This is a genomic window from Desulfovibrio sp. JC022 (assembly GCF_010470665.1).
GTDB lineage: Bacteria > Desulfobacterota > Desulfovibrionia > Desulfovibrionales > Desulfovibrionaceae > Maridesulfovibrio.
This window is the reverse complement of sequence record NZ_VOPZ01000001.1, coordinates 166,715-178,602: the sequence shown is the minus strand read 5'-3', so window position 1 is coordinate 178,602 and position 11,888 is coordinate 166,715. Positions and strand designations below refer to the sequence as shown.

Genomic DNA, 11,888 nt, shown 5'->3' with positions numbered 1-11,888 from the left:
TAAACTTTGACATACTTTAACTATTTCACCGCAACATATCGAGAAACAAAAGATAATCTATTAAATCACATCCAAACTCATCCACAAAAAAGTCCCGCATTTCATATCCATGAAATGCGGGACTTTCGACTTTTTTAATCAAAAAAAGATTGCTCAGCTTGTGGCAGCAGCCGGCGGAATAGGTCCTTTCTTCAATCCCCAGAGAAAAAGAGCGAGCCCTGCCAGAATCATGGGCACACAAAGCAGTTGCCCCATGGTCAGCCAGCCAAAGGCGATAAATCCAAGCTGAGGGTCGGGCTGACGGAAAAATTCAACAAAAGCGCGAAAGAAGCCGTAGCCCATAAGAAACAGCCCGGTGGTTGTACCTCTCTGGCGGGGCTTTGCAGACCAGACCCAGAGGATCAGAAAAAGAAGTACCCCCTCCAATGCGCCTTCATAAAGCTGCGAGGGGTGCCTCGGCAGGTTCCCGGCCCGCTGACTGGGAAAAACCATCCCCCAAGGAACATCAGTAACCCGCCCCCAGAGTTCTCCATTGATGAAATTACCCATACGCCCGCAAAGCAATCCCAAGGGAGCGAGCGGAGTCAGAAAGTCACCCACATCAAGAGTTGTCCTGTCAGTGGACTTTGCGAACCGCCAAGCCACAATGGCTACACCGGCGGCACCGCCGTGAAAGGACATTCCGCCCTTCCAAACCGCAAAAATATCCACCGGGTGGGCCATAAAATATGCGGGCTCGTAGATAAGACAATAGCCCAGCCGTGCTCCGACCACCAGACCGACCACAAGCCAGGTAATGAGGTCATCCACTTGCTGCGCGGTCCAGTTATTAGTCTTTTTGGAAGCCCTGTAGCGTCCCAAAGTCCACGCAATGGCAAAACCGATCATATACATCAGGCCGTACCAATTGGCCTTGAGAGGTCCTATTCTGAAAGCTGTCGTATCAAATTCCGGCAATACAATCATATTCTTTACCTGTTTATAAGATTCCTTAAACAAAAAAACGGGCCGGGCGGACTATGTTTCCCGGACAAATTCAGTTACAATCTGCGCACAGGAAATACAAGGAAATCCCATGGAAGAACAAAAAGATTTTGATATTCTGGAAATGCCCGCTGAAGGCCTTGCCGCATACTGGCTCTCCATCAAAAAGCTCATTGATGTCAAGCGCAGCAGAAAAGTGCTTGAAGAAGAGATACGCTATACCCGCGAACCTTACATCAAATTTTTGTTGGAAACTGCATTTTCTGAACTGGATGAAGCAACCGTGCGCCGACTGGCTGAAGCCAAGGCAACTACACTTGCGGAGGAATACACGCGTAAGCTTTCCACCATGCAAATAGCATTGCTGGCTATGTCGTCACAGGAAAACCCGCGCATCAGCTTTGTACGCATGGCCTCACAATATCCCATTTCCGTGATTTCCGAAAAGAAAGCATTTACCCTCGCCCACGGCCTGGTAGACGGCCTTTTCGACAAACAATCCGATCCTACCGTACTGCTGGAATTTGATCATAAGCTCCAGCCGGACCGCATGCTGGTCAAAATGCTTTTCCACATTATCCTTAGCCGCAAGGAAGGCAAGCAGCAGCTGGAACAGCTGGTGCCGCACATCAAAACTCCCTTCTACGCCAACGGCATAACACAGGTCATTGACGGATTCGATCACCGAATTCTCAAGTCGAATCTCAAAGTCCAGTCTGACCAGATTCTACGCTACTCAGAAAACAAAATGGCCATGGCTGCTGAAATGTGCCTCGGCATCAGGGCTAAGCTGAATTACGACGACATCTTCCGCATAGCTAGAGCTTTTATGCCTTAACCCTTCGGGGACCCTGCCGGGGGCCTTAAACCCTTTTGGGAAAAGGGTTTAAGAATCCCAAAACTTTTTATTGGGGCTTTGCCGCTTCACACGGCAAGTATGAGAAAAAACTAGTCGCAATATCTTATATGATATTGCGATTTTCATTTGGGAATACCCTGAACGCGCTACAAGCGAAGCCTATTGAAAGGTTTTGGGAGTGTCCAGAGAACCCTTTTGCAAAAGGGTTCTTTGGCCGCCGGAGGCATTCTTAAATTCTTCAGCAGCTTTGACGAAATTATTTGCCCAGCAAGGCATGCTCAGGGCGTGGATGTGGTTGTATCCTGCGTAAATATTATCACGGATGAGACCATCATGACCGTCGGCCATACCTTTGCCTCGCGACATGTCGAGAGCGTACTTGGGTGTGGGTTCGTTATTGTCCACGCAGAGCGAATAATGAAATTCGTGCCCGATTACATCGGTACCAACGGGGAAAAAAGGATTTTCGTGGACTATCTTGCCGGAAGTGTAGCCTAAACCCTGCGGACGCGGACAAAGACGGGTGGAAAGATCAAGCACACCGGACATGGGATATTTCTGCCCTTCGTATTCAACATCACGTCCCAGATACATAAAGCCGCCACACTCTGCAAAGATGGGCAGACCAGACTTGGCAAGAGAGCGAACATGATCACGGACATAGGTATTTCGAGAAATTTCTGCGGCAAGTGTCTCCGGAAAACCGCCACCAAGATAAAGGCCGTGGATCTCGGGCCACGGTTCGCTTGATATGAGGGAAATTTCTTTTACTTCCGCTCCGGCCCGGCGCAAAGCTTCAAGATTCTCTTCATAATAGAACCAAAGGGCCTCATCACGCACCACGCCGATAACGGGCTTTGCAGCACTGGAAAGTTCTATTCCGGCCCACGCATCCTGATCAGATTCAAGTTCTGGGGAAGACTGATTAGCGACTTCGTATATGGCATCAAGATCAATGCAATCCTGCGCCATCTTTCCAAGCGTATCTAAAGACTTGTCCACAGCTCCGTATTCAGTATTGGAAACAAGCCCCATGTGCCGCTCTGGAATAGGGTTTTCCTTCAGCTTGGGCAGCATGCCCAGCACAGGGATATCAGTGTAGGCTTCAATGGAATTTTTAAGGATGTTGCGGTGACGTTCCCCGGCGGTACGATTAAGAATAACCCCGGCAAGATTAAATCCGTCCTCGAAAGCTTTGCACCCGGCAACAATGGCCGCCACAGTGCGGGTCATTTTGGTGCAATCGATGGTCAGAATAACCGGAGCTTTAATAATACGTGCAAGCTCGGCAGTGGAGCAGGAACCGTCCACGTCCTTGCCGTCAAAAAGTCCGCGATTACCTTCGACAATGGAAATATCAGCCCCCAGCCCTTTTTCCATAAAAAGGGAAATGAGCTTATCATTGGACATGAGAAAAGGATCAAGATTGGTGGCATATTTGCCGGACGCAAGGCCCAGCCAGCGGGCATCAATATAATCAGGGCCTTTTTTAAAAGGCTTAACTTCCCGGCCCATATTATGAAAGGCCCGGCAAAGCCCCAGTGTGACAATGGTCTTACCTGTGCCGCCGCTAAGTCCGGCCAAAACAATTCTTGGAAAATTCATCTGCTGCCCACGCCCTGAAAAATTTCTTATCTTATGCTTCCTGCACAATGGATTCAGTAGTGTTTAAGCGTGAAAAAGACAAGAAAAATTAGCCCTTCATCCCAACGCAAATGCGGGAATACCCATAAAAAAATGCCTTGTCCCAAGGGACAAGGCATTTAAGAGTCGAACTAAACGAAGACTAATCCTCGTGCTCTGCTCCACCCTGCTTACCGGCACCAGTCATACCATACATAGTAGTAGAACCGGAGGACCAGTATTCAACTTTCTCTTCTTTAACAAGAGCAGTCAGAACTTTCTTAACTTCACGGCCTTTTGCATCAGGAAAAAGCTTGGTGAAATCGTTGAAGTAAAATTTACTTTTAGCGCCTGTTTTCTTTTCCAGGAACGCCATGATTTCTTCTTTTGCGGAATCCATATCGATCGGCATAGTAAGCCCCTTTATTTTTAAAAGGGCGCGGCAAAACGCCGCGCCCCTATATTCTCAATTCTAATTAGAACTTGAACTGAGTGGACTGACGCCAGGTGTAGTAAGCAGGATCACGGAAATCATCGATAAGATGGGGAGTAAACTCGATACCAGTCTTTTCGAAGAAACGTTCCCAGCCAATACGCTCAGCCCAGTCACCCAGACGTTCGTACTTGTTAGCATCAGCTTTGTAAACTTCCACAATGTTGCGGATAGTTTTAGTAAGTGTGGGCCAACGGGGAGGTTCGTTAGGAATAAACGCAACAACAACCTTAGAGAACTTAGGCATGCTGATACGGTTAGAAACCTTACCACCTACCATCAGTGCGATACCGTCACCTTCCTTATCGGAAAGGGGCAGGGAGGGGCACATGGTGTAGCAGTTACCGCAGAACATGCAGCGTTCTTCTTTAATAGCAACAGTCTTGAACTGTTTACCGTCGATTTCGACCTTAGAAGGACGAACCGCACCGGTAGGACAAGAAGCTACTGCAAGAGGAATTTCGCAGAGGTTGTCAAGGTACTCGTGGTCAATGATGGGGGGCTTGCGGTGGATACCGACAACAGCGATATCGGAGCAGTGACAAGCACCACACATGTTCAGACAACAAGCAACAGCGATGCGAACGGGAGCAGGCATGTTATGGCCGGTGAACTCGTCGAAGAGGTCATCCATGATAACTTTAACAGTACCGGAAGCATCAGTTGCAGGTGTGTGACAGTGAACCCAACCCTGAGTGTGAACGATGTTGGAAATACCAGCACCGGTACCACCTACGGGGAACTTGTAGGAACCGCCGTCGAACTTGCGGCTGAGCAGATCTTCTTTAAGGGCAAGCATTTTGTCCTTAGAGTCGGTCATGAACTCAACGTTGTTACGAGTGGTGAAACGGAGGTATCCGTCACAATGTTTGTCAGCAACTTCGCACATTTCGCGAATCAGAGTAATACTCATGAGGCGAGCGGTACCACAGCGGACTGTGTATACTTCATCTCCGGATTCTGCGACGTGAACCAGTACGCCGGGCTCAAGGATTTCGTGGTAAAGCCACTTGCCGTAGTTATTTTTGATAACCGGGGGAAGGAACTCGTTAAAATCACGAGGTCCAATGTCCGAAATCCGGTTTTCCATCGGTTTGTCTGGATTGTAGCCAGAAGAAACGAACGCCATGTCTGTCCTCCCGTATTATCTCTGGTGTCTTTTTCTGTATTCGTTAACGTCACGTTCCCAAGGACCATCAACCTCATCTGCTTTCCAGAAGATGTAGGGGTTGTGTCTAGGCTCTTGTACGTGTCTCGGATCAGCCTTGATACCGGTAACTTCGAGAAGCTTCTGGAAGCCCATGCGACGCATGGTTTCACCAAGACGCTCACGGTTTTTACCTTCTTCCATCCACCAGTCCCAAATGTTTTCAACAACTTCTTTCACTTCGTCGAAAGGCTCTTCAACCTTGATGAAGGGAACGAGGAGGGAGCTGAGCTGAGGACCGTCGAGGATCGGAGCTTTTGCACCACAAAGGATGGAAGCGCCACGATCGTTACCGATCATCAGTGCACGAGGCATGGTGTTGATACAATGCATGCAGTGCATACATTCTTTATCGTTGATTTCGAGTTTGCCGTCAGCGTACTTGATGCACTTACCGGGGCAGAGATCAACAACTTCTTTCTGGATGTCAAACTTACCCCAGTCGCGACCGGAGTGAGCACCAGCGTTAGGAGCGAATTCACCGCCGACGTAAGCTGCAACAGCTTCCTGGTCGATGCGGATTTCATCACGCCACATACCTACAACGGAGAAGTCAGAACGAGCGAGAGCACAAACACAGCTGTTCGGGCAAGCGTCAAACTTAAACTTGAACTTGTAGGGGAAAGCAGGACGGTGGAGTTCGTCCTGGAATTCCATGGTCATGTCGTAGCAGAGAGCCTGCGCGTCGTAACATGCATACTCACAACGAGACATACCGAGACATGCTGCAGGGGTACGCAGGTTGGAGCCGGAGCCACCAAGGTCAACGTCTGCATCATGAGTCAGTTCGTAGAAAATTTCTTCGAGCTGAGGTGTGGTTGTTCCAAGGAAGACGATGTCACCGGTGGAACCGTGCATGTTGGTAAGACCGGAACCACGCATGTCCCAGATGTCAATGATCTGACGCAGGAATTCGGTGGTGTAGTACTTAGCAGTAGGCTGAGCAACACGAACAGTGTGAAAGTGTGCTACGCCGGGGAACATTTCGGGCTGGTCACAGTAACGACCGATAACGCCGCCGCCGTAACCGAAAACGCCAACGATACCGCCGTGTTTCCAGTGAGTTTCACCATCGGTGTAAGACAGCTCGAGAACACCGAGAAGGTCTTCGCAGACTTCAACGGGAATCTGATAATTCACGTCCTTCTCGTTTTTAGCTCTAACTTCGGCTTCTTGTTTTACGTCGGACACGAAGCTAGGCCAAGGCCCACTTTCAAGCTGGTCCAACAAGGGAGTTTTGTGTTTCGCCATTCCCTTAAACCTCCATAAAGTTTAATAAGATATACCTACCAATACAAATTAGGCATCCGGTACGTCAGCCGGATAAACCGACTTTAGCCCGGTTGCTTTCCTCTCTTAGTTCGAGACCCCGCTCATCTTTCGATGCAAGGGGAGGGAAAGATACCCCTAAGTGAAAAAAAACACAACCTATAGTGTTGGATAATTAACTAACACGCCTATTGTCAATACATGATTCAAATTATCACAATTGATAAACTCGGACTTGCCAAGCAAGCCGGATTCAGCGTATTTACTCTTCCCGAACACAAGGTGCGTCAGTAGCAGATAATTCCTACAAAAATTTTTGATAACCAGCAACATAAACTTGAAAAAGTGATTCCTTTAATATGAATGAATGCAAACAATGCGGAACCTGCTGCCGTAAAGGCGGCCCGGCACTGCACACATCGGACCTGCCTCTTCTTAAAGAGGCTGACGGCATTGACATTACTGATATTGTTACCCTGCGCAAAGGCGAACTGGCCTATGACCAGCCCGTTGGCGCGGTAATTCCACTTGAGGAAGAAATCCTCAAAGTAAAAGGATCAGGTGGAGAATGGATCTGTAAATTTTTGGCTCAGGCTTCCAATGTCTGCCGCATTTACAAAAACCGTCCTCTTGAATGTCAGAAACTTTTCTGCGAAGACCCGGAACCCCTGATGGAAATTTACAGCAAGGACAGAATTTCCAGAAAGGATGTGCTTCCCGCAGAACATCCGGTACTCGAACTCATCGAGGAACATGACCGCAAATGCGATCCCATCAAAATGTCCGAGCTTGCAGCCTCGGCCATTGAAAACTGGGACGAAAGTGCCGAACTTCAGGCCGGCTTGCGCGAAATGCTGATTTTCGATGCTTCAGTCCGTGAGCTGGTTATTGAGAAAGCCGGGCTTCCCGAGGAATCCATGGATTTTTTCTTCGGCAGACCCATGAGCATTCTTATTAAAGGGTACGGCATTATCGCCACCCCCAGCGGAAAATCTTTTTCACTGCGTAAACTTTAAGGACTTATATAATGAAAGACGAACGCGGACTTTATTACTACCCTTCCCTGCAAACCCGCGACACCAAAATGTACGTGCGGGAAACTGAAGGTTCTATTGAGTTCAGGCTCTGGTCAAACGACAACCCCGTTATCTGGGAAAAACATGAATGGCTGCCCTATGACGTAATCATGGAAGCTGCTGAAGAATACAAGAAGCGCGGCACCGACCGCAACCCGCTGGCACTTTACGATATCAACGTGGCCCAGCAGCTTATTAAAGAAGATAGAATTACGCATTAGTTTGATGCGCTCCGCGCTTTTGTTGAAATGAGCTTGCCTCCGGCGGCTTGAACCCTTTTAATAAGGCTTCGCCACGCTACAAGGCAAATCTTGCGTAAAAAAATATCCCGGAAATCTTTTTGGATTTCCGGGATATTTTTTATTCTGTTTCCAGTTCAAAGCCTTCTTTACGAAGCATGGCAGCAAACAGGCCGTCTCCATCAATCATGTTGCTGCTGAAGGTTCCGTCATAAATTTTTCCGATGCCGCAGGATGGTGAGCGGGCTTTGAGAATCGCTTTTTTACTGCCGAGCAATTTAGCGAGTTTAATTGCTTCTTCTGCTCCGCGCATAAAATTATCAGTCAGGTCCGCACCCTGATCGCTGACTACCTTTCCTGCCACTATTTCACAGGGAGGGCGCGGCGTGGTCAGTCCGCCCAGTTGCTCCGGACAGACCGGTACGGCCCTCCCTTCAGCAACCAGCTTCATGACTCTTTCATCTGCATTGTCCTTGCCGTCATAACGGCAACAAAGTCCGGCCAGACAGCCACTGACTATATACATACTCGTAACCTCCGAAAGGCTGATCTGCATTGTTAGCTTTCACTCATTGTGCTAATGATAAATTTCATAAACAATTTCCACGGTCAAGGAGGAGTTATGACCGCCATTACCACTTCTGTTTTCGAGCTCTTCAAAATCGGTCCCGGACCATCCAGTTCCCACACCATCGGTCCCATGAAAGCCGGATATAATTTTAATAGAACTGTTGCGGATCTTGCTCTTGAAGTGCAACCCGACAATATTGAAATCAGACTCTACGGAAGCCTCAGTGCTACCGGAGAAGGACACGGCACAGATCGCGCTGTAGTTGCAGGCCTCCTCGGTTTTAAGCCGGATAATGTTGAATGCGATTTTCTTGATTCCCTCGCTGACGGCAATCCGCATCAATTTAAAAGCGGCGTAATATCCCTGCCGCTTAGCGTAAAAGATGTAGTCTTCGCCGAAGTAAAAAACGATTTCCCCTATGCAAACACTCTGCTCCTGCGCCTGAGAAAAGGAGAAGAAATTCTTTTCGAGCAGGAATACTATTCTATCGGCGGCGGCTTTATTAAATGGAAGGGCCAACAGGAAGAGATTCCCCGCGTCCCACCGCATCAGTACTCCAATATGGAAGAGCTGAAAGCCATCCTCACTGAAAACGAACTGCGCATGCATCAGGCCATTCTTGCCAATGAAACCGCTATCAGCGGTATTTCAAAAGATGAGGTATATGAAAAACTGGATGTAATCCTTGATGCCATGAAAGAGGCAGTAAGAAACGGTCTTGCAGCTGAAGGCACCCTGCCCGGCCCCATCGGCTTACATCGCAAAGCGAAACGTCTTTTTGACAACAGTGTCCGTCCCAACTGCGCCGACAGCTTCCTGCTTCGGCTGAATGCATACGGATTTGCCGCGTCCGAGGAAAACGCTGCCGGACATATCGTTGTCACCGCGCCTACTTCCGGTTCAGCAGGAGTCATCCCTGCTGCCGTCTTCGCCCTTGAGGAAGAATTAGGGATCAGCCGCGAAAATGTGCGCCAAGGCATGCTAGTAGCAGCCGCCATCGGATTTATTGCCAAACATAATGCAAGTATTGCCGGTGCGGAAGTCGGCTGTCAGGGAGAAATCGGAGTGGCATCAGCAATGGCAGCAGGCTTGATTGCCTATGCCAACGGCAACCGTTTCTGGCGCACCGAGAACGCTGCGGAATCAGCCCTTGAGCACCATCTGGGCATCACCTGCGACCCCGTGGGCGGATACGTGCAGATTCCCTGCATCGAACGCAATGCCATGGGTGTGGTCCGGGCCTACAATGCTTATCTCATAGCATCTGTTGAAAATGAGAAATTCCACAAGGTCAGCTTTGACGAGGTCGTTCAGGCCATGGCTGAGACCGGAAAGGACATGAATAGCAAGTACAAGGAAACATCTCTTGGCGGACTGGCTGTGTCAGTTCCTAATTGCTAAGACTTAAAAGCCCCTACCGAACTCCATAAAGCTTTGCATCAGAAAAGATCTAACTGGTCCAAATTAAAACTCCGCAATATTTATAAATATTGCGGAGTTTTAATTTGAAAGACGCCCCAACAAGCTCTATGCGCAGCTTATTAAAAGATTTTGAAAAGGATGGGGTCCGGGGAAGGAAAAACTTTTGCAAAAGTTTTTCCTTCCCCGGCCGCCGGAGGCATCTTATTTAAACCAGCCCTTGATATGCAGGGCATTGGTCAGCTTAGCGAGCAATTCAGGCTTGCAGTTGAGGTCTGCTGTCTGCTCAAGGAAATGCCTGCGCTGGGCAAAGCGGTCCTTGAGAGTCTGAAAGTACTCGGCCCTGTGTTCCACGTTAGCCGGATTGTAGGTATCGTAGAAACCGGGCAGCACTTTTTCCATGCAGTTACGCTTGGGAATCTGTGCGCCGGGCAGCAGATCCCAATCTTCCCATTCCAGCTGATCAGTTAAGACCATTGTCTGGAGAGTGAGAGAAGTCTGCAAGGGAATGGGAGTCAGGTCGGTATCTGAAGCATGCCAGAAACCGACGGAGTTAAAGCTGTAACCTTTTGCGCCGCAATCAAAGACATGCGCGAAAGCTTCAACATCCTTCCAGAGTTCATACACGCGGAAAGGGTTGGCATAGGGGATGAAAACAAGTTTCTTGAGTTCTTCCTCAGAAACGTTTTCAGCAAGGTTGCGCTTAGTTGTCAGCGCAGCACCCATAGCCACAGCAAGGTAGGTATCGGTAAAACGGATGATCGGCGGCAGACAAGTATCCTTCATCAGCCAGCACAAAGAATTAGGGAAGGTACAGCGATTGACGTGATCACCGATAACATCGCGGTCGATAAGTGCACGCCCGTTGGGGTTACGGATATCCTCACCCAAAGGCATAACCTTGCCGTCAATTTCCAGCATGGCATGGTTCATTACGGAAATCATATATTTCCAGTCCTGGTGACCCAGCGGACGGGAATCTGTTTTGTCAAAAAGGGTCGGTTCCCATGCGCGGCAGACGCGGTTTTCCGTATCAATCTGGAAAGCGTCATCGTGCAGTACTTTTTTGGCAAACCCTTTAGGAAGAGTTCCGCCATTGTCATGGGAGTTGGTGTGGGATGATTTACCGGTACCGGAAAGACCGAAGAAAGCAATGGACTTTTTGCCCAGCTTTTTAATGTCTTTATCCGGGCACGCGGAGAAATCAATCTCCTTGATGCCGCCGTGGCAGGCGGCCATGCCTACGCGTATGCCGGAAGTCCAGGCAAGAGTGAGAGTTCCCTTCTTGCGCTCACCAAAATAGCGCATGCCGAAGTTGTAAATAACGTTACACTCTTCATCCACGAGTGCCAGCTGCGGAAAACCCTGATTGTGGTAAAAAGGATCATCGTTGCGCCAAAGGTTATCACCGATAATGATGATATCCTGAATGGGCAGCTTTGCACTCTTGGCATATTCTTCAGCCAGCTCATCAAATGGAGTAAAGTTTACCAGCCAGTTAAAAATATTGGCCGCATCGTCTTCACCGCCAAGAATGGTGGCCTTGATCATAAGGTCCTGATCAAGACCGACAATAGCTTCGGCCTTGATGAGCGGACGTTCCTGCATGTCGGAAATAGCTTCTCTCAAATCACCGAGAACCTTGCGCTGATCCGGTCCATTCAAGCCGTTATAGAACCGGCGAGCCAAAGCGGTACGACCGACGATCTTACCGTGGCAATGGTTGAGAAGCTTTGCGCCCTCGGGAAGGCCGAGCCTTTTTGCAGCTTCAGGATAAACAGGATGATCTGTTTCCATTACGTCCCACTGCTTACGGGCAAGTTCATATGCTTCTGCCGCATTTACTTTTCTTACCCTTTTATCTGCAAGCAGAGTTTCCGCGATCGCCCGGAGAGGCGGAATCTTGGAAAGGTCATCTTTGTAAAACTCATAGGTTGACTGACTAGCCACTGTTTTTTCCTCCAAAGAAAATGTAAGTCGTCACGACTTCTGATGAGACGCCCTAACGCCATTTGCGATAAAATGCCACTGTTCATTTACTTAAAATTAATAAGTTTTCCCTAATGAACCGGTTCCCTGTTCGGCTTCGCAAATTTTTACACAATTAGACCAATAATGTTCACACTTCCCCCTGCCGGGGTATCATAA

The 11,888-nt window shown here is 48.7% G+C and carries 11 protein-coding genes; 4 read left to right on the top strand and 7 right to left on the bottom strand.

Translation table 11 applies throughout. From position 1 onward, the window contains the following. Window positions 1–153: 153 nt before the first annotated feature. Window positions 154–966 (bottom strand): prolipoprotein diacylglyceryl transferase, encoded by an 813-nt coding sequence (lgt, locus tag FMS18_RS00755; RefSeq protein WP_163291832.1) that lies wholly within the window; start codon window positions 964–966, stop codon window positions 154–156. 109 nt (window positions 967–1,075) lie between these two features. On the opposite strand from lgt, the gene FMS18_RS00750 reads away from it, so the two are divergent. Continuing rightward, window positions 1,076–1,822, top strand: coding sequence for a hypothetical protein (locus tag FMS18_RS00750; RefSeq protein WP_163291831.1), 747 nt, complete (start codon window positions 1,076–1,078; stop codon window positions 1,820–1,822). A gap of 180 nt (window positions 1,823–2,002) precedes the next feature. On the opposite strand, the gene FMS18_RS00745 is transcribed toward FMS18_RS00750, so the two are convergent. The 4 genes from FMS18_RS00745 to dsrA form a co-directional block, all read right to left on the bottom strand. Continuing rightward, on the bottom strand, window positions 2,003–3,448 hold the full coding sequence (locus tag FMS18_RS00745) for a cobyrinate a,c-diamide synthase (protein ID WP_163291830.1): 1,446 nt from the start codon (window positions 3,446–3,448) through the stop codon (window positions 2,003–2,005). A 181-nt stretch (window positions 3,449–3,629) separates the two neighbouring features. Next, window positions 3,630–3,866, bottom strand: a complete 237-nt coding sequence (locus FMS18_RS00740; protein ID WP_203544492.1) for a dissimilatory sulfite reductase D family protein — start codon at window positions 3,864–3,866, stop codon at window positions 3,630–3,632. Window positions 3,867–3,942: 76 nt separating this feature from the next. Further along, the gene (gene dsrB, locus FMS18_RS00735; protein WP_163291828.1) at window positions 3,943–5,088 is read right to left on the bottom strand and encodes a dissimilatory-type sulfite reductase subunit beta; all 1,146 of its coding nucleotides are present in this window, start codon (window positions 5,086–5,088) and stop codon (window positions 3,943–3,945) included. Between the two features lie 15 nt (window positions 5,089–5,103). Further along, on the bottom strand, window positions 5,104–6,417 hold the full coding sequence (gene dsrA / locus FMS18_RS00730; RefSeq protein ID WP_163291827.1) for a dissimilatory-type sulfite reductase subunit alpha: 1,314 nt from the start codon (window positions 6,415–6,417) through the stop codon (window positions 5,104–5,106). Between the two features lie 377 nt (window positions 6,418–6,794). On the opposite strand from dsrA, the gene FMS18_RS00725 reads away from it, so the two are divergent. Further along, window positions 6,795–7,451: a YkgJ family cysteine cluster protein gene (locus FMS18_RS00725; protein ID WP_163291826.1), complete on the top strand. Its 657-nt coding sequence runs from the start codon at window positions 6,795–6,797 to the stop codon at window positions 7,449–7,451. Window positions 7,452–7,462: 11 nt separating this feature from the next. Continuing rightward, window positions 7,463–7,732, top strand: coding sequence for a hypothetical protein (locus tag FMS18_RS00720; RefSeq protein ID WP_163291825.1), 270 nt, complete (start codon window positions 7,463–7,465; stop codon window positions 7,730–7,732). Between the two features lie 139 nt (window positions 7,733–7,871). Here the strand turns inward: FMS18_RS00720 and FMS18_RS00715 are convergent, their stop codons facing one another. Continuing rightward, complete coding sequence (locus FMS18_RS00715) at window positions 7,872–8,276, bottom strand: DUF523 domain-containing protein (protein ID WP_163291824.1); 405 nt, start codon at window positions 8,274–8,276, stop codon at window positions 7,872–7,874. 96 nt (window positions 8,277–8,372) lie between these two features. Here FMS18_RS00715 and FMS18_RS00710 point away from each other — a divergent pair, with 96 nt between their 5' ends. Beyond that, complete coding sequence (locus FMS18_RS00710) at window positions 8,373–9,722, top strand: L-serine ammonia-lyase (protein ID WP_163291823.1); 1,350 nt, start codon at window positions 8,373–8,375, stop codon at window positions 9,720–9,722. A 222-nt stretch (window positions 9,723–9,944) separates the two neighbouring features. On the opposite strand, the gene FMS18_RS00705 is transcribed toward FMS18_RS00710, so the two are convergent. Continuing rightward, window positions 9,945–11,690: a phosphoenolpyruvate carboxykinase (ATP) gene (locus FMS18_RS00705; RefSeq protein ID WP_163291822.1), complete on the bottom strand. Its 1,746-nt coding sequence runs from the start codon at window positions 11,688–11,690 to the stop codon at window positions 9,945–9,947. Window positions 11,691–11,888 lie beyond the last annotated feature (198 nt).